The organism is Paenibacillus apii, assembly GCF_011043685.1.
GTDB lineage: Bacteria > Bacillota > Bacilli > Paenibacillales > Paenibacillaceae > Paenibacillus_AQ > Paenibacillus_AQ sabinae.
Genome location: NZ_JAAKGU010000001.1, coordinates 967329 through 985997 on the forward strand (window position 1 = coordinate 967329; position 18669 = coordinate 985997).

General features: G+C 54.2%; 18 protein-coding genes. 2 read left to right on the plus strand and 16 right to left on the minus strand.

Going from position 1 to position 18669, the window contains the following annotated elements; all coding sequences use genetic code 11:
* Nucleotides 1–203 precede the first annotated feature (203 nt).
* Both G5B47_RS04915 and G5B47_RS04920 read left to right on the plus strand, forming a co-directional pair.
* Entirely contained in the window at nucleotides 204–932 is a 729-nt protein-coding gene (locus G5B47_RS04915; RefSeq protein ID WP_165094930.1) for a TraR/DksA C4-type zinc finger protein, read from the plus strand.
* Nucleotides 933–1306: 374 nt separating this feature from the next.
* Entirely contained in the window at nucleotides 1307–1669 is a 363-nt protein-coding gene (locus tag G5B47_RS04920) for a hypothetical protein (protein ID WP_165094933.1), read from the plus strand.
* Nucleotides 1670–1835: 166 nt separating this feature from the next.
* Here the strand turns inward: G5B47_RS04920 and G5B47_RS04925 are convergent, their stop codons facing one another.
* The 16 genes from G5B47_RS04925 to murA all read right to left on the minus strand — a co-directional run bounded on the left by G5B47_RS04925 (nucleotide 1836) and on the right by murA (nucleotide 18589).
* Nucleotides 1836–2225 (minus strand): DUF5665 domain-containing protein, encoded by a 390-nt coding sequence (locus G5B47_RS04925; RefSeq protein WP_235957077.1) that lies wholly within the window; start codon nucleotides 2223–2225, stop codon nucleotides 1836–1838.
* Nucleotides 2226–2437: 212 nt separating this feature from the next.
* Nucleotides 2438–5527, minus strand: a complete 3090-nt coding sequence (gene ileS, locus G5B47_RS04930) for an isoleucine--tRNA ligase (RefSeq protein WP_165094935.1) — start codon at nucleotides 5525–5527, stop codon at nucleotides 2438–2440.
* A 953-nt stretch (nucleotides 5528–6480) separates the two neighbouring features.
* On the minus strand, nucleotides 6481–6966 hold the full coding sequence (locus G5B47_RS04935) for a DivIVA domain-containing protein (protein WP_025335849.1): 486 nt from the start codon (nucleotides 6964–6966) through the stop codon (nucleotides 6481–6483).
* 235 nt (nucleotides 6967–7201) lie between these two features.
* Entirely contained in the window at nucleotides 7202–7984 is a 783-nt protein-coding gene (locus G5B47_RS04940; RefSeq protein WP_165094938.1) for a YlmH family RNA-binding protein, read from the minus strand.
* Nucleotides 7985–7986: 2 nt separating this feature from the next.
* Nucleotides 7987–8256, minus strand: coding sequence for a YggT family protein (locus G5B47_RS04945; RefSeq protein ID WP_165094941.1), 270 nt, complete (start codon nucleotides 8254–8256; stop codon nucleotides 7987–7989).
* Nucleotides 8257–8263: 7 nt separating this feature from the next.
* Nucleotides 8264–8713, minus strand: a complete 450-nt coding sequence (locus G5B47_RS04950) for a cell division protein SepF (protein ID WP_025335852.1) — start codon at nucleotides 8711–8713, stop codon at nucleotides 8264–8266.
* Nucleotides 8713–9411, minus strand: coding sequence for a YggS family pyridoxal phosphate-dependent enzyme (locus G5B47_RS25340; protein WP_168130067.1), 699 nt, complete (start codon nucleotides 9409–9411; stop codon nucleotides 8713–8715). Before G5B47_RS25340 ends, G5B47_RS04950 begins: the two co-directional genes overlap by 1 nt.
* A 3-nt stretch (nucleotides 9412–9414) precedes the next feature.
* A complete protein-coding gene (gene pgeF / locus G5B47_RS25345) occupies nucleotides 9415–10266 on the minus strand; it encodes a peptidoglycan editing factor PgeF (protein WP_206107195.1) in 852 nt (283 codons plus the stop codon).
* 95 nt (nucleotides 10267–10361) lie between these two features.
* On the minus strand, nucleotides 10362–10706 hold the full coding sequence (locus G5B47_RS04960) for a YlmC/YmxH family sporulation protein (protein ID WP_235957078.1): 345 nt from the start codon (nucleotides 10704–10706) through the stop codon (nucleotides 10362–10364).
* A gap of 147 nt (nucleotides 10707–10853) precedes the next feature.
* Nucleotides 10854–11636, minus strand: a complete 783-nt coding sequence (gene sigG / locus G5B47_RS04965; RefSeq protein ID WP_025335856.1) for an RNA polymerase sporulation sigma factor SigG — start codon at nucleotides 11634–11636, stop codon at nucleotides 10854–10856.
* A 101-nt stretch (nucleotides 11637–11737) separates the two neighbouring features.
* Complete coding sequence (gene sigE, locus G5B47_RS04970; protein ID WP_025335857.1) at nucleotides 11738–12457, minus strand: RNA polymerase sporulation sigma factor SigE; 720 nt, start codon at nucleotides 12455–12457, stop codon at nucleotides 11738–11740.
* Between the two features lie 99 nt (nucleotides 12458–12556).
* Nucleotides 12557–13504 carry a sigma-E processing peptidase SpoIIGA gene (gene spoIIGA, locus G5B47_RS04975; protein ID WP_165094944.1) on the minus strand — a complete coding sequence of 316 codons (948 nt, stop codon included), beginning with the start codon at nucleotides 13502–13504 and terminating at the stop codon, nucleotides 12557–12559.
* A gap of 280 nt (nucleotides 13505–13784) precedes the next feature.
* Nucleotides 13785–14894 carry a cell division protein FtsZ gene (ftsZ, locus tag G5B47_RS04980; protein WP_025335859.1) on the minus strand — a complete coding sequence of 370 codons (1110 nt, stop codon included), beginning with the start codon at nucleotides 14892–14894 and terminating at the stop codon, nucleotides 13785–13787.
* Between the two features lie 60 nt (nucleotides 14895–14954).
* Nucleotides 14955–16217: a cell division protein FtsA gene (gene ftsA / locus G5B47_RS04985; protein ID WP_025335860.1), complete on the minus strand. Its 1263-nt coding sequence runs from the start codon at nucleotides 16215–16217 to the stop codon at nucleotides 14955–14957.
* A gap of 270 nt (nucleotides 16218–16487) precedes the next feature.
* Nucleotides 16488–17243, minus strand: a complete 756-nt coding sequence (locus G5B47_RS04990; protein ID WP_165094947.1) for a cell division protein FtsQ/DivIB — start codon at nucleotides 17241–17243, stop codon at nucleotides 16488–16490.
* Nucleotides 17244–17305: 62 nt separating this feature from the next.
* Nucleotides 17306–18589, minus strand: coding sequence for a UDP-N-acetylglucosamine 1-carboxyvinyltransferase (gene murA / locus G5B47_RS04995; protein WP_165094949.1), 1284 nt, complete (start codon nucleotides 18587–18589; stop codon nucleotides 17306–17308).
* Between the last annotated feature and the right edge of the window lie 80 nt (nucleotides 18590–18669).

An 18669-nucleotide genomic window follows, 5' to 3' on the forward strand; every position in this document is an offset into this window, starting at 1 on the left:
AGTCACTCCGTTCTTATTTTTCCCGCCCGAAAGCGATCCAAAACATGTATAAAGACTTGTATATTGTAGCACACGGCTTTAGAACACGTCCATTGACCCCTTCCAGCCTAAGTCTTATCCGGAGCACAATTTGCCAGACGTAAAAAGCCGGGCGACAGGCCAACCTAGTAAGGAAAAAGGCACAAAGAAAGGAGCCGACACTTATGAACCACCTGACCTCGGAGCAGCTTGACCATCTGCGCGGCCTTCTTGTCCGGCAGCGGGACGATATCCGGCACAGGCTTATAGAGAATGAAGATCACGGTCTGGAGGATTCTATGCGGGATATGTCGGGCGAGCTCTCGGAAATCGACAACCATCCCGGCGACGTTGCCACCGACCTATACCACCGTTCCATGGACATCTCGCTTCAGGAGCGCGAAGAGCTGGAACTAACCGAAATCGAGGACGCGCTTCGAGCGATGGACAACGGCACATACGGCATTTGCGCAGCAAGTGGCGAGCCGATTCCTTATGAACGCCTAGCCGCCCTGCCTGCAACACGTTACTGCAAAGAACACAGCCCCCGTCAGGAAAAACCGCATACGCGGCCTGTCGAAGAGGAGTTTCTGACCCCGCCCTTTGGACGGAGCAGCCTGGATGACAAGGAGTATAACGGGTTTGACGGCGAGGATTCCTGGCAGATCGTCGAAAGCTACGGCACCTCCAATACGCCGGCCATGGCCGAGGGAAACAATATCGATTCCTACAATGATGTAGAGATCGAATCCCACGATCCGGACGGCTGGGTGGAGCCCTGGGAAAATTTTATCGCCACGGATATGACCGGCAGCAACATTACGATCATACGCGGTCATCAGTACCAGCAGTATATGGACAGCGGAGAAGGCGACTATCTGCTTGATCCTTACGGTAAAAGAGAGAAGGAGTAGCCAGCGCGGGCTGCTCCTTTTTTGTACCCCCATAAACCGTCTAAGCCTATATGACTAATATGGGACTATAATCCTTCATTTATACCATTCAAAAAGCTATCAATTCGTCAAATTTCGAGTTATTAGCACAAATTCATTGACAAAAATAGGTCTAGGAATTTATTGTAAAGGGAGGGAAGGATTATTTTATGTGATTTATGGACTAAAAAATACATAATTCCCCGACATAAAACGACAAAACATCCATAGATCCATATATCCATAGACTCTTTTTCCCCTTAAGCCCATGACACCGGGTTTCTTATATACCAAGGGCCCTATGGTGATCAATTTTAGGCTCTAATCTACTTTTATATAACTTGGAGGAATTGTTTATGTCAGCCTATACTATTAATTATGACGAACAAAGAAATTTGATTATCGTAGTGGCCGAACGATTGGATGAAAATGCAGCAGCCGCTTATATCAAAGACTTTGAAGAAATTCTCAAAAAGGTTAAGCCTGGCTTCTCTGGGATTACGGATGTCCGTAAAGCCAAATCCGTCCTCTCGCAAGAGGTAGTAGCTTTGCTCTCGCCTACGATGCAGCTTGCAATCAATCGTGGTCTCCGCATGGATAAGAAGTGGGTATATCTTTCCGATAGTCCACTCTTTACAATGCAGCTCAATCGCATGTTCCGGAATCAAGTTGAATATAAAGAAACGTATGAAGAGGCTTATACATATTTTAGTTCGTAATTTCATGTAAAAAACAGATAACCTTTATCACTCCGGGCAGCTGCATGCTATTGCGGCTTGTTCGGAGTTTTTATTTCTACAAGTTGGGCCGGGACGAACGGTCATATCCACCAAGAGAACGGCCAACATGCAGACGGTCTGTATACTGGCCGATTAGGGTCTGGAACTAATACGTGTTAAGCTCCAGCTGATGCTGAACGATACGCACGATATCGGCGATGTAATCACCTATTATCGGCAGATTAAGCGCCCCCAGCACTTGAAGCACATAAATGATCGTCGCCGCAAAAAAAGTAAATCCGATGGCGATTCCGACGCCGCGTGCGGTCCCTGCCAGCACATTCAGCCATATAAGCCGCCATGGAGAAAAGAGCAGCTCCGTATACTCGGAGATTCTGGATTTTTCCATCCGCTGCGCCCAGTCGGTCGCCAGTCGGTATATGCGGTTTATTTTTTCCTTATCGCCTGGTTCGGGCGGCTCTCCTCCGCGCTCCAGCGGTTTCCAAGAGGTCAGGCTTTCCTTCCGATATGTCCCGCGATCCGGGTCCTCCTTCATCCTGCGGCTCCCTCCGTCCTTTAGCGCCGTAACGTAAGACGAGCCCGGCTTAGGAGAGACAGTCTGTCTCCCTCTCGCTCGGGGCTCGTCTTTGTGCGCCGAAATATTTTGGCAGGACATACCTTGGCGGAACGCCTGCGTTTATACTTCTGACACTAGTATATGCACTTTACGGACGGGACATGCGCCGCCGCTTGCTTTTAATCCAAGCTTTAGCCGATTACGATGCCGATCGTTTTGCCGCCAATATCCACCGTTTCAGGGGCACGATCACCGCTAAAACCAATCGTCGTAACCAGCACATTCTCCCGAAGGACATTCTCGAACGCCGTAACGGCCGCTTTCAGCTCATCATCGACACTCAGGGTCAGCGCAACGCGCTTGTCGATCGGCAGGTCAAGGCGTTTGCGGTAATCCTGAACCGCCCGCACGATTTCACGCACCCAGCCCTCTTGTTCCAGCTCCGGCGTGATTTCCGTATTCAGCGCGACCGTAATTCCGTAACCGGATGCGGACGCAAAGCCCGGCTTGGCCTGCTTGTCGACCAGCAGCTCGTCTGCGGTGATTTGCAGTTCTTCGCCTTCCGGAGAGGTGACGGCCACCTTGCCGCTTTGAACCGCTTCGCGGGTAGCGCCGCTGTCCATCGATTTCAGGAAGCCTTGGATGAAGCCAACGTTTTTGCCGTATTTTTTGCCTGCCACCTTCAGGTTCAGCTTCAGCGTAAAATCAACAAAGCCGCTGTCGCTCGTCTCCAGCACGATGGACTTGACGTTGATCTCGTCCTTGATGATCTCCTCGTAATCCGCGACATTAAAGCTCTGGCTGATGGAAACGATCAGCTCGGAAAGCGGCTGACGCGTCTTGATTCCGGTCTCGTTGCGGACGTTCCGCGCCAGCTCAACGATGTTACGGGCGCTTTCCATATCCTGCTCAAGCGTAAGGTCGATCAGGCTCTCGTCGGCAGCCGGGTAATCCGCCAAATGCACGCTTTCTCCGCCGCCCAGGTTGACGAAAATATCCTCCGCCAGCATCGGCATGAACGGAGCGACAATCTTCGCCGTCGTCAGCAGCACATGCGTCAGCGTACGGTATGCGTCCAGCTTCTCCTCTCCAAGCCCGCTGCCCCAGAAACGGTCGCGGGAACGGCGGATATACCAGTTGCTCAGCTCGTCGATAAAGTTCTCGATCGCTTTGGACGAGTTGACGAAATCGTTAACCGCAAGCCCTTTATCAACTACGAGGATCAGGCTGTTCAGCCGGGACAGAATCCAGCGGTCCAGCTTATGGGAAGACAGCTTGAACGGGTGCTCCGCCGGATCGTAGCCGTCAATGCCCGCATACAGCGTCAGGAACGCGTGGGTGTTCACCAGCGTATCGACGACCTTAGACTTGCTCTCGCCCACCAGCCCGCGGGAGAAACGCTTATTGTTCCACGGCGCGCTGTCGGCCAGAATCGCCCAGCGGAACGCGTCGGTGCCGTATTCGTTCATGATATCCCAAGGGTTGATGACATTGCCCTTCGATTTGGACATCTTCTGGCCGTTCTCATCGAGGATGTGGCCTGTCGCGATAACCGCCTTGTAAGGCGCCTTGCCTTTGAACAGCGTCGACACCGCAAGCAAGCTGTAGAACCAGCCGCGCGTCTGGTCGATGCCTTCGCAGATCATGTCCGCCGGATATTGTTCCTCCAGCTTATCCGCGTCCTCGAACGGATAGTGGCTTTGCGCAAAAGGCATCGAGCCGCTGTCGAACCATACGTCGATCACTTCGGAGGTCCGCACCATTTCCGCGCCTTCCTTGAACGGGCTGCGCAGGCGGATGTTATCCACATACGGCTTATGCAGCTCGATGTCTTCCGGCACTTCAGAGGTGGCCATTTCCCGCAGCTCGGCGATACTGTGCGGTGCAAACTCCTTGCCCGTCTCCTGGCAGACCCAAACGTTCAGCGGAGTGCCCCAGTAGCGGTTGCGGCTGATGTTCCAGTCTACGAGTTCGTCAAGGAACTTGCCGAACCGGCCTTCCCGGACATGACCCGGATACCAGTCAACGCCGTTGTTGTTCGCAATCAGTTGATCCTTGATCGCTGTCGTATTGATGAACCAGCTGTCTGTTGCATAGTACAGAAGAGGCGTGTCGCAGCGCCAGCAGAACGGATAGCTGTGTTCGTATTTTTCCTTGCCGTACAGCAGGCCCTTCTCTGACAGCGCCTTGACGATATCGAGGTCGCAGTCTTTCACAAAGCGTCCGGCAAAATCAGTAACCGTATTGGTATATTTGCCCGAAGTATCTACCACATTTACGAAGGTGATGCCGTTCTCGCGGCAGGCCTTGTAGTCGTCCTCGCCGTGCGCCGGGGCCATATGCACGATCCCCGTACCGCTGGCATCCGTTACGAAAGAAGCTCCGACGATCACATTGCTTCTCTCCGCCTGGATGTAGCTGAACGGAGGCTGGTACGTTTTGCCAACCAAATCGGAGCCTTTCAGCTCGGACAGCACCGTGTGCTCGCCCTTCGCCACTTCTTCGACCAGATTTTTGGCCATGATGTAGACGCCGTCCTCCTGCTGCACCCGCACATAGTCCATGTCCGGATTAACCGCCAGCGCCATATGCGCCGGAAGCGTCCAAGGCGTCGTCGTCCAGGCCAGCACATATTCGCTGCTGTCGTCCAGCTTGAATTTGGCGGTGGCGCTCAAGTCCTTGACCGTCTTGTACCCTTGAGCTACTTCATGCGAGCTGAGCGTCGTCTGGCAGCTTGGACAGTACGGGCTGACGCGGTGTCCGCGGTACAAAAGCCCTTTCTCATGAACCGTTGCAAGGATGTTCCATACGCTCTCGATGTAGGTATTGTTCAGGGTAACGTAAGGATTATCAAGATCGGTCCAATACCCGATCGCTTCCGTAAATTCACGCCACTGCTTCTCGTAGCCGAAGACGCTGTCTTTACATTTCTTGATGAATTTCTCGACGCCATAGGCTTCGATCTCCTGCTTGCCGGAGATTCCGAGCTGCTTCTCCACGCCAAGCTCGACCGGCAGACCGTGGGTATCCCAGCCGGCCTTCCGCACAACTCGGTAGCCCTTCATCGTCTGGTAGCGGCCGATGAAGTCCTTGATTACGCGGCCAAGCACGTGCCCGATATGCGGCGCGCCGTTTGCCGTTGGCGGACCTTCGTAGAACACGTAGTTCGGCTTGCCTTCACGGTACTCGATTGATTTGCGGAACGTATTCTCTTCGTTCCATTTCTTTAAGATGCGGACATCTCTGTCCCGCGCCTTTTCTTTGATGTCTACTTTTTGCATGGAATCCATTCCTCTCGTGGTTTTGTCTTAAAACCGTTTTCGATCCCCCTAAATCCCCCTTAGCCAAGGGGGACCCCGAGGGCTCGCCCTCTGGACACCCGGAAGTTTGTCGAAGCCCAGGGCAGCGGCGTTATTTTGAGTTACTGTTGTGATGTGCCCGCTTGCCGCAAGCGGCCGCTCTACAGGTGGCGCAAAGCGTAGGCCCAGCCGCCGCATATAGGCGGCTGGGCCGGGGCACCCGAGCCGCGATCCCGTTAGGGCAGCTCTTGCGAGGGGCCACTGGCGGGCGGGGCGCAGCCGCACGCACCCGGTTTGGCCCTTGCACCCGAGCCGCGATCCCGTCAGGGCAGCACTCGCGAGGGGCCTCCGGCGGGCGGGGCGCAGCAGCCCGCGTCCACTGCGCCGCTGTAAAGGCCCCTCGCGGCGTCCCCGTCAGGGGATGCCGCGAGGAAGGGCCGCTCCACCGCCAACCGCCGCTCCCGTCCGCCAAGCCCCCGCACCTCTCCAACCCTTGCGGGTGTCCAGAGGGTGCAACCCTTGGGGTCCCCCTTGAGGAAGGGGGATTTAGGGGGATCGCCGCCCCAAAAATAATAAACGCCCCGCCCCCAAAGGGGCGAGGCGACGCTCGCGATACCACCCTAATTCCGCGCAAACCTCTGCCGAATAAACGGCCAAAGATCATACGCGATCTCAGCTCCCGCGCAATTACGCAGGTCCGGTATAACGTCCGGGAGACGGCTCGCCTTACGCACGACACAAGGTTCGTTTCAGGTTCGCTTCTTGGGGAGGATATTCCGGCATGGTTTGACCATCGGCTTTCAGCAATCGCCGACTCTCTGGGGATCGTTGCCATGACGTACTGGTCCCGTCATCGAATACAATATTAAATGTTACAGATATGTTCTAGTTATAGCTTCTTTAACGATAAAAGTCAACAGGCCAGGGCCTTTGCCTCAAAATACTTCTTCGCGAACCTCGCGGCTCTCCAGCGCGTCCCAGTCATCCTGGGACAACAGCTCAAGCTGAGCTTCCACCAGCGTCCGGAACCGGGTGCGGTAGATAGAGGCTTGCTTGCGGAGCTCTTCGGTCTCAATGGCGATTTTGCGGGATTTGGAAAGCGCCTCGTTGATAATGCGGTCGGCGTTCTTCTCCGCTTCCTTAATGATGAGCTGCGACTCTTTCTTGGCGTTGTTCTTCACTTCGTCGGCAGCTTCCTGGGCTACAATGATGGTCTTCGACAAAGTGTCTTCGATGTTCGTAAAATGGTCCAGACGCTCCTGCAGGGTCAGAAGCTGATTACTAAGCTCCTTGTTCTCCCGGATGACGCTCTCGTAATCCTTAATAACCTGATCGAGAAACTCATTGACCTCGTCTTCATCATAACCTCGGAGCCGCCGGGCAAACTCCTTGTTATGTATATCGAGCGGCGTTAATGGCATGCTGTGCACCTCCTAGAAATTTCGGGCCTCTTCCGCCCAGCCGTCACTTCATCTTTCAGGATGAAGAAGGAAATCTGAAAAACAAGCCAGCTTAGGACAAGTCAAGCGGCCCATTTTTTCCGTGACTGTCTGAGATTTCGCCTCTTCTAAAACTATCGGCGTCCAGCTCCACAAATGTTAGCTGCCCTTAGAGTTAATCAATTTCGACAAGCCGACTGAAATTCCTGCAAGAAATTTATACAAATTTGCCGACCCGGACCCGGTATCGGGCTTTTTTTGTCAGTCCGCCGACCTCCAGCACTTTAAAGCGGCCAAAGCCCTGAACCGAAACGACATCGCCATCTTTCAGATGGAATGAAGGATCTTCCTCCACCTTCCAGTTCACCCGGACGCGTCCGGCCTTGATGGGAACGAGAATTTTGCTCCGGCTGAGCCGGCACACATCCGACGCGATGCCGTCGAGCCGCAGGGAAGATACCGTAAGCTCCATCGTTTCCAGCTTGACCTCGGCTCGCCGCAGCTCCGATACCGGCAGCACCTCCACGGTGACGGGAGCGCGGCCGACACTGCTCATATGCAGGGCCAAATAATCGGCGATATCCGACGTCACAACGGCATTGCAGCCGTCCTCCAGAACGTAGATATCGCCGATTTTGCTGCGCTTGATTCCGAGACCTAGCAGGGAGCCCATATAATCTCCATGCTCCAGCTTCGGCAGATTCTGCTCCGCCGGTGCTATGTGCAGCACCTTCAGTCCCAGCTCTTCATCTTCCAAGTCACGGTAATCGGGAGCAATCAGCGCTCTCCGCCGTTCCGCTTCTTCGTGGCCGCCATCCCATTTGACCTTCACATCCGGCTCACGGTTCGCGAGCGACTGCAGAATATAGCCCTGCCGCGGGTCGAGGAAATCCGTCAGCTTCAGCTCATGATACCGGACCGCATTCTCTATCCACTCATAAGCCCTGTCCACAAATTGCCGCTCGTCAGGGTGAAAATGACCGTAAATGTCCTGCTTCATGCTTAACCCATCAAGTAAAACAGCACGGACCTGAGTCCGTTCACCGCGAGTTCGAGCACCAGCAGCGCCACAATAGGCGAAAAGTCGATGGTTCCGAACAAAGGCGGAATTATTTTGCGGAACGGCGTCAAATAAGGCTCAACCAGCTTGCCGAGCAGCTCACCGATAAAGTTATCACGGACGTTCGGCAGCCAGGACATCAGCACGTAGAATAGGATCATGTAGAAGTAAATATTGAAAAGAATGTTAATTATGGAATCAATTTGGGACAAAGCCCGTTCACCTCATTCTGTTATAGTCTTGGTCGTCGGCGAGAATTTCCGAGATGGTGCCTTGAATTTCAACGGTATCGGGCGTGCAGAGAAAGATATTTCCGCCAATTTTGGAGATGCCGCCCCCCAGGGCGTACACCGTTCCGCTTAAAAAATCGATAATCCGCATCGCCTGATCGTTCCGTACCCGCTGCAGATTGACAACGACGGTTCGGTGCGACCGGAGATGGTCCGCGATTTCCTGGGCTTCGTCGTACGAACGTGGCTCGTACAGCACGACTTTGACATTTTTCTGCTGATGGATGCTGACGACATTCCCGACCCGCTGGTTCTTGCGGGTTTCTACAGGACTGGGCGCATAATCTTCCTCCTCATGCTGGCCCAGCTGTTCATGCTCGACAATCTCCTCTTGTTCCTGCAATCCCAAAAAGCTCATAAAGCGGTTCATGACACCCATTATGATTCCTCCTCATGGCCTACCAATACCGTCCCCAGGCGCACCCAGGTGGCTCCTTCTTCAATCGCCACTTCAAAATCATTCGACATGCCCATCGACAGCTCCGTCAACGGCTCCGGAGTCAGCCCCATGCCGTTAAGCTTGTCCCGCAGTTCGCGGAGACCGCGAAATACCGGCCGAGTAAGCTCCGGGTCTTCCTCATGCGGAGCCATTGTCATCAGTCCGACGATCTTAAGCCGGTTAAATCCCGAAATTTCACGTAAAAAATCCGGAACAGCTTCCGGATTCAGGCCAAACTTGGACTCTTCTCCGGAAATGTTCACCTGAAGGAATACGTTCACGTCCACTCCGGCCACCTCCGCCTTCCGCTGCAGTTCGCGGGCCAGCGACAAGCGGTCCAGTGAATGGATATATTGAAATTTGCCAATGATATCCTTCACCTTGTTGGTCTGTAAATGGCCGATAAAATGCCATACTCCCTGACTGCCAAGCGCTTCCCATTTGCGCTCGGCATTCTGCCAGCGGTTCTCGCCGATATCTGTAAGACCGGAAGCCAGCACGGCTGCTGTCATCTCCGGCGACACATACTTGGTCACCGCGATGATCCTGACTTCCGTTGCTTTCCGTCCGCCTTTGGCGCACGCGCGTTCAATGCGCCGGCTGACTTCGGCTATTCGTTCCTGCAATGTCGAGGACAACGGTCAACTCTCCTTTATTCCGATCCAGCTCGCCATTCTTCCCGTCACCCCGTTTTCCTTGCGGTAGGAGAAGAACAAATCAGGGCTGCAGCTTGTACACCAACTTGTACATTCGATATGTGTCGGCAATATTCCTGCTTTTATCATAATGCGTCGGTTCAATTCTTTCAAGTTGAGCATCATTTTGCCAATATGCGCTGTCGAAGGGCTGTACAGGCTTTCCCCGGATTCCTCATCCCGGATGAGGCTCTCCTCCAGCCTGCGCACACGGTCCATGACGAAATCGTCCACCTCGTAGCAGCAGGCCCCGATGCTTGGACCGATCGCTGCCCGGATATCCTTCTTGCGGCTGCCGTAGACAGCTTCCATCCTCTTTACCATGGACAAAGCAATTTCCGCCACCGTCCCTTTCCAGCCCGCATGGGCCAGGCCGACGGCTCCCGTCACCGGATCATAAAAATAGAGCGGAACGCAATCCGCGTAGAACGAAGCAAGCAGCACGCCTGGCACATCGGTCAGAAGTCCGTCCGTATCGGCAAACGCCGTGGACCGTTCCAGACTGCCCCGTCCCTTATCATCCGCCGTCACAACCGCGATTTCCGAGCCGTGCACCTGCTCCCCGCATGTCCAGTCTTCTAACAAAAAGCCGAGACTCTCGGCTACAAGCTTGCGGTTCTTAATGACATCCTCCGGGATGTCGCCTACATGAAAAGCGCAGTTCAGGCTTTCGTAAGGCGTTCGGCCTGCTCCCCCGGCCCGTCCGGTAAATCCGGCGGTTATTTTCGAATCCGGGTTCATCCACGACTCAAGGCTGAACAGCGCCGGACTCCCGCTTTTTTGCATAAAAGGTTCCATTCTCTCACCCCGCCTTCAAGTGTACCACAAGATCGCCCAGTAAAGTCTAGCGCCGGCCTTTGCGTTACTACGGATGCAAAAAGAAAGCGCAGCGTTCAGTACGTGCGCCGTTCATTCCTTTCTTCCCGCTGGAGCACCAGGATTTCACGCTCTTCCGCCTCAAGTGAAGGCCGGGGCTCCTCCATTTTCACCAGCACGACATCCGAACCGATCTTCACAATATTCCGCCATGGAATGACGAGATCGGCCCCTCCGCCGAACAGACCCATAAACCTCGTATAGCCCGGAACGATAATGGCATCGATCACCCCGCGCCGCAAATCCAGCTCCAGGTCGCTGACCTGACCGAGACGCCTGCCGTCGACAATATTGATTACATCCTTGGACTGAAAATCGGATATTTTCATTTTTTTGCCCGAAGCCGTTGTTTCCTGATTCATATGGCGCCACCTCTGTAAGTTCAAACGTACATCTAAGTATATGTGGCGGCGGCTTGGTCAAATGCCTCATATTTGGTGCTTAAAAAAACAACCCCACCTTCAGGCAGGGCCCTTGGGTGGGATGGGTTGTCCAATTTTTGTCTTAGGTTATGACTTCACATGCTTCTGCATCTGCTGGATGGCCGACTTCTCAAGCCGGGATACCTGCGCCTGTGAAATGCCGATTTCGTCGGCAACCTCCATTTGCGTCTTGCCCTCGAAAAACCGCATCGACAGGATGCGTTTTTCCCGCTGCCCCAGCCTCTGCATCGCCTCCCGCAGCGCAATTTCCTCAATCCAGGAGACATCTTTGTTTTTGTCGTCGCTAATCTGGTCCATGACGTAAATCGGATCGCCGCCGTCGTGGTAGATCGGCTCGAATAAGGAAACGGGGTCCTGAATGGCATCGAGCGCGAATACGACATCCTCTTTCGGAACGCCAAGCGCCTCGGAAATTTCAAAAATCGTGGGTTCCCGGGAATTCTGGTTGGTCAGACTGTCCCGCACCTGGAGCGCCTTGTAAGCGATGTCCCTCAGCGAGCGTGAGACGCGTATCGGGTTGTTGTCCCTCAGGTAGCGGCGGATTTCGCCGATGATCATCGGCACCGCATAGGTGGAAAATTTTACATTCTGCGACAGGTCGAAGTTATCAATGGCTTTCATCAGCCCGATGCAGCCCACCTGAAACAAATCGTCAACGAATTCCCCGCGGTTATTGAACCGCTGGATTACGCTCAGTACCAGTCTCAGATTGCCGTTTACCAATTTCTCTCTGGCGGATTTCTCGCCCTTCTGCTGCAGCGAAGTGAACAGCTCCCGCATCTCCGCGTTCGTCAGAACGGGCAGCTTGGCGGTATCCACACCGCATATCTCGACTTTATTTCGGGTCATGATGATTAACCTCCCAAGGAGAAACATTACTGTACATTATCTCCCCGGTCGGCCATTTTATTCCTTGGCCTTTTGCCTGCAAGAAGGGCCTTCAGGCAGGGCTAAACCATCTTGTTGAACTCTTTGCGCAGCCGCTTGATTATTCTTTTTTCCAGCCGGGAAATATAGGATTGGGAGATGCCGAGCAGATCGGCAACGTCCTTCTGCGTCTTCTCCTCGCCGCCGCGCAGGCCGAACCGAAGCTCCATGATAAGCCGTTCCCGCTCGCTCAGCTTTTCCAGCGCTTTTTGCAGCAGCTTGCGGTCCACCTGCTCCTCGATGTTGCGGTAGATGGTGTCGTTCTCGGTGCCGAGCACGTCTGACAGCAGCAGCTCATTGCCGTCCCAGTCGATATTCAGCGGTTCGTCGAAGGATACCTCGCTGCGCGTTTTGCTGTTGCGGCGAAGGTACATGAGGATCTCGTTCTCGATACAGCGTGACGCGTATGTGGCTAGCTTGATTTTTTTCTCGGGGTCGAATGTATTGACCGCCTTGATCAGACCGATGGCGCCGATGGATACCAGATCCTCGATATTGATGCCGGTATTTTCGAATTTGCGGGCTATGTACACGACAAGGCGCAGATTGCGCTCGATCAGCATGGCGCGTACGGCCGCGTCGCCCGAGGGGAGGCGCTGAAGCAGATAATCCTCCTCCTCCCGCGTGAGCGGCGGGGGAAGGGCCTCGCTCCCTCCGATATAATAAATTTCCTGGCTTTTCAGCCCGAGCAGAAACAGCACCCGGTAATACTGGAGCTGCAGCGTCAGTCTCCATTTGATCATCGTTGTTCCTCCTTCCTGAAGTAAGCGCTGAAAGCTGCCGAACCGCTTCTCCTTCCGAATCGCAGGGCCTTCAGTTCCGCAAGGGAAATGCGTCATGCATCAGGCAACTCCGCCCGGATGAATCGCAGACTCGCTCTGGGCCAAATCGGGATGAATGATCGCCCGGTAAGCCCCATCCCCGGACAGTGTGCCGCCGTCAAGGCCGATTAGCACTTTCCGGTGCCCGGTCGTCGTTTCGCCAAGGGTCACGGCAACATGGTCCGGCTTCAACGCCAGCATAAAAGACGCTCCCCTGTTCACCCCGCGGTAAGGGACGAGTCTTAGCCGGTCTTGCCATATAAAGGACTGCCCGTCCGTTTCCAACAGCAGCTGATCCGCCCCTTCCTGCGACAAACGCCCTTTCCAGCTTTCCGGCAAATACTCCTCCCACAGCGAAGCTTCCATCACCATAACGGGGGTTTTGGTCAACGGATCGTACAGCCGGTTCCCGGTGTCGAGCAATCCGGAGCAGGTGACGGTCACGCCTTCAATTTCGACCTGCACAGTGCCGATATAAGCTTCCAGCTTCTCTCTTCGCGCCCGGGAGGAATGAACGGCTTTATAACAGCCCAGCACAAGCAGCAGGATGAACAGAACGAACCAAAATCCGATTTTCAGCCGGTAAGCATAACCTCCTGCCGCCGTATACAGAATTCCGTTCCAGATATCCCCGGAGCTCTGAAGCAAATAATGTACACCCAGTATACCGCCCGCCGCCGCAAAATTAATGATGTAGAAGGCCCCCATGCTTCGCAAAAAGCCCTGCAGGCTGGTAAAACCGAAAGCGACACCGATCATGATGACCGACAAACCGAACTTGATCAGAAAGGTATACATGAACGAAAGCTCCGGCACAAACATCATAACGACATATAACGCGCCGACCAGGGCTGACAGCCAAAGCCTCCACCACCTGACCTTGACCTTGATCATCCATCGGGTGAGCCACAGCAGCACTGCGTCGATCAGCAAATTGGCGGCAAAGATCAAGTCGATATAAACTACCATGCATTCACCTGCCTAAGGCCGATATTGGAGCCACCAGATGCTTGGCTTCAGGTCTTTTTGCTGCGATAGGAATAGTATAGAAAGTCCGAAGTCCAAAGTCTGTCTAAACCTGGTAGGCGGCAGCGGGCTATTTTTGTCGAGTTTTCTTGTACCTTCGCCTATCCACAAAGCCTATGCTCGAATGACGATTGTTAGTACATTTTTTTGGGAGCATAAAAAAAGGAAGCCCTTCCTTTTTCAGGATGGCTTCCTTTGAATGTTGCCGTTTGTTAAGTTGTATTTACTCGCGATTGCCCCGCGAGCGGTTGCGCAGGAAGGTCGGAATGTCGAGCTGATCCGAGCTTACCTGGTTGCCGAACGGACGAAGGTTGTTCGTCTTATCCGGGGCCTGCTCGGTCTGGTTCGAAGCCGGACGGCGTTGCGCAGTCGGTGCTGCCTTATGCTCGAAGCCTGTCGCGATGACCGTAACCTTGATCTCATCCTTCATGCTCTCTTCGATAATCGCGCCGAAGATCATATTGACTTCGGGGTCAGAGGCGGAAGTGACGATCTCGGCCGCTTCATTGACTTCATACAGCGAGAGATTGGAGCCGCCGGTGATGTTCATAATGACGCCTCGGGCTCCCTCGATGGAAGTTTCAAGCAGCGGGCTCATGATCGCCTTACGTGCGGCTTCCGATGCCCGGTTCTCGCCTGTCGCGATGCCGATACCCATCAGAGCCGATCCGCGTTCCGTCATGATCGTCTTCACGTCGGCAAAGTCAAGGTTGATGAGGCCCGGAACGGCGATCAAGTCGGAAATACCTTGTACAGCCTGACGCAGCACGTTATCCGCTTCGCGGAAGGCTTCCAGCATCGGAGTCTTCTTGTCAACGATTTCGAGGAGACGGTCGTTGGGAATGACGATAAGCGTATCGACCTTTTCCTTCAGCGCCTCGATGCCGAGCTCGGCTTGTGTGGAACGCTTGCGGCCTTCAAAGGTAAAAGGACGGGTAACTACGCCAACTGTAAGCGCTCCGCATTCCTTGGCGATTTCGGCAATCACCGGCGCAGCGCCGGTACCGGTGCCGCCGCCCATGCCTGCGGTAACGAACACCATGTCGGCTCCCTTGAGCGTATTCGAGATCAGATCGCGGGATTCTTCAGCGGCCTTCTTGCCGACCTCCGGATTGGCGCCTGCACCCAAGCCGCGGGTCAGCTTATCCCCGATTTGCAATTTATGTTCCGATTTGGCCATATGCAGCGCCTGGGCGTCCGTATTAACCGTGATGAACTCAACGCCCTGCACGCCGTTCTCAATCATCCGGTTGACTGCATTGCTGCCGCCACCGCCAACGCCGATGACCTTAATTTGCGCCAGGCTCTCCATTTCAAAATCAAATTCCAACATATTGTTCCCTCTCCCCCTCAATGTGCTTGGATGGCCGGTCCAAGTGTATCTGGACATTCACTATATGAAATCGCTGAAAATATTTTTGAGTCGCTCCACGAATCCTTGCTTCTGGACGGCCTCCTGGCTTGGCGCGGCATTCGGTTTGCTGCGGCTGACCGTTTTCTTGTTCGCGCTAGCAGAGCCGCCGCGTCCCCGAAAGCTTCGGACAACGTGGTGCAAAATGCCGACGCCGCTTGTAAATCCGGGGTCTCTCACCCCGATGTAATCGGGTACCGCAATCCGGACGGACGCCGATAATTCCGATTGCGCCGCCTTCAATACGCCCGGCATCGATACAGTTCCACCCGTAAGTATATAACCTCCGGGGAGGTCGCTGTAACCAAGCCGCTTCACTTCCTGGAGAATCAGGTGGAAAATCTCCTGAACCCGGGGCTCGATAATCGCCGCCAAATCCTCCTGATTGAACTCCTTCTCCACGTTGCTGCCGATTCTCAGCACCTTGAACACAACATCGGAGGCCGCGTCGTCAATCCAGGCGCATCCGTATTTAAGCTTGACTTTCTCCGCCTGATCGGTCAGCGTCCGCAGTCCGTAGGCGATATCATTCGTAACAAATTCTCCGCCGATCGGTATCGTTGAGGTTGCAATAAGGGAACCTTCTTCATATACGGCAATCGTCGTCGCGCCCGCACCGATATCCACCAGCACCGCTCCCATTGATTTTTCATCTTTGGAAAGCGCTAACCCGCCAGCTCCGAGAGACATCAGTACGAGATCCTTAATCCTCAGCCCCGATTTCTCCACACAGCGCAGCAGGTTATGTATTGGCGTCTTGGCTCCGGTAACGATGGTGGCTTCCACTTCCAGGCGAACACCGATCATTCCGCGGGGGTCCTGAATGCCTTCAAGACCATCGACGATATATTGCTTGGCGACGACATCGATCACTTCGCGTTCAGGAGGCAGTGCGATCACTTCCGCAGCCTTGAGAACGCGCAGGATATCCTCCTCGCCGATTTCGCGATCTTCATTCTGGACGGCAACTACGCCATGGCTGGATTGCAGGCCGATATGATTGCCGGAAATGCCGACATACACTTCGGATATTTGAATGCCCACCATCTGCTCCGCGTGCTCGACTGCGTTTCTGATGGACTGTACCGTCTGATCGATGTCTACAATCGCGCCCTTGCGTATGCCTTCCGAGTCGGCAGAACCGACACCGATAATATTCAAGGTTCCATTGGTAACTTCCCCGATAATTGCCCGAACTTTGGATGTACCGATGTCCAAACTAACAATGATGTCATTGTTGCTCAAGCCCTATGGCACCTCCTGATTGATCGAATTGGTTTCCGCCGCTTGAAAGGGGCGGGAAACGTCTTTCTACATATTCCACATGCCTATTCCTTTCCCTCTTTTTTCTACAAATTTTTTGACCGGAAAAAAGAAACTTTTCTTGGAAATAAAAGCAATAAGTGGATGTAAAAAACTTTGCTCTAATTTCAAAAAATCCGGAGAAAAAAGAGGGATGAAACTTTATAGCCCATAAAACCGATTGTAGCATTTTTTATTCCCTGTGAGTAGTAGCTATTTATCTTCTGCGCCCTCTTGCGCGCTGTCGCCCCGGAAAGGAACGTAGGAATCCGCCTCAAGCATCGTTATCATCCCAGGCTCCTTCGTTTCGATGACCTGGTTCAGATATTCCACTTTGTCCTTCAGCAGCGAGACGGCAGTGGTCACTTCAAAGTGCGAACGAGTATACAGCTTGATCCGGTCCGGAAAAGAGAGCGATGGCGACGGCACGATTTCCGAGATGTCGCTCGTCAGCTCATTCGGTATCCCGGCCAGCACTCCGCACAGCTTCGCCTTATATGGATCCGTAGCCTTCCAGCCGGTCAGGATCGGCTTCTCCACCGCGATTCCGCTGTCGTCGATGGATACCGACGCGCCGCTGGACAGGATCGCCTTCAAGCTGCCTTTGGGATCAAGCTCGTACGCAACAGCCGGAAATTCGGTAACCTGAACCGAAATTACACCTGGGAAACGCTTGTCCACCGTCACCTTTTGCACCGTGTTCAGCTCAAGCAGCGACTTCTCCACTCCACTCTTCGATACGGCGAAGAACTGTCCTCCTTTTTTGAGGCCGCTCTGCCGAAGGAGCTCTTCCGAAGTGGAATATTTGCTGCCGCGGAATTCAATTTCCGTAATGCGGCTGGCCGAAGAACGGAAAAAAATGACGCCTAGCAGCGCGATAAACAGCAGCAGCAGGATCGCCGTCACTTTACGGCTTCTTTTTTTCTTGGGCTTGTCCTCTTGAAGAACAGGCAGTCGGGTATTTGGCATTCTATAGTCTCCGTAGTAAGGCCCTGCCTCCCCCGTCTTTCGATTGGAGGAGACAGGGGAGTTTAATTGGCCAGATCAATGGGGCCCGGAACAGGCGTCCTGCGGCTGATCCGGGCGCCCAGCTTCTGAAACAGCAGTTCGATGCCGTCGTATCCTCTGTCAATATGATGAGCCTGTTCAACGACGGTGGTGCCTTGAGCCGCCAGCCCCGCTATGACGAGCGCCGCGCCGGCCCGCAAATCGGTCGCTTCCACCGTTGCCCCGTAGAGCCGTTTGACGCCCCGGATAAACGCACGGTTCAAATGGGTAGATATATCAGCGCCCATACGGGCCATTTCTTCCACATGCTTGAATCTTCCTTCAAAAACGGTCTCCTTGATCACGCTGTAACCGTCGGCCAATGCGAGGAGCACCATGATCTGCGACTGAAGATCCGTCGGAAAAGATGGATAAGGGGAAGTAACAATACGTTCTACGGCCCGGGGGCGCCCCATACAACTAATATTAATTATATCATTGCATACTGTGATTTGAACACCGGCGCGCTTCAGGACGTGGATCAGCGAATTCAGATGACCCACGTTGGTATGCGTAAGCGTGACGTCTCCCCGGGTCGCCGCGGCGGCAATCATGACGGTGCCCGCGACAATCCGATCGGGAATGACTTCATAGCTGCACGGCTGCAGCTTCTGTACGCCCTGAATGGTAATCGTATCGGTGCCCGCCCCGATAATGGAGGCGCCCATCCGGTTCAGGAAGTTCTGAAGATCCTGGATCTCCGGCTCCCGGGCCGCTCCCGAAATCGTGGTGGTGCCCTCGGCTGTCGCGGCGGCCATCATAATATTTTCCGTCGCGCCGACGCTTGGAAAGTCGAGATGAATGTCACAGCCCTTCAGCCGCTCCGCCCGGCAGGAGATTTTACCGTCCGCTTCCTCGATCTCCGCCCCCAGAGACTCCAGCCCTCGCAAATGCAGATCGATCTTGCGTTCGCCGATGGCGCAGCCTCCCGGCTGATAGATGGTTACCTCCCCGAATCTGGCCAGCAGCGGCCCCATCAGGAAGATGGAAGATCTCATTTGCTTCATCAGGTCTTCCGGAACATGGGATGAACAGGCGGGCGCCGTGTCCACCGTTACCGTATCTCCGTCATGTGCGGCAGTGCAGCCCAGCCGCTCCATAATCGCGAGCATCGTTTCGATGTCAAGCAGCTTCGGTACATTGTGCAGCGAGTGAACGCCTTCAGCCAGCAGGCTGGCGGCCAGAATGGGCAGCGCCGCGTTTTTTGCTCCATGGATACGTATGGTGCCTGACAGGGGAATTCCACCCTCAATCACCAATTTGTCCAATGTATCACCTCCGAGATTACCGCTCACCCCCCGCTTAATGCCGCCGGCGCTTTCGATAAAAGCACGCTTAAGCCGGCAAG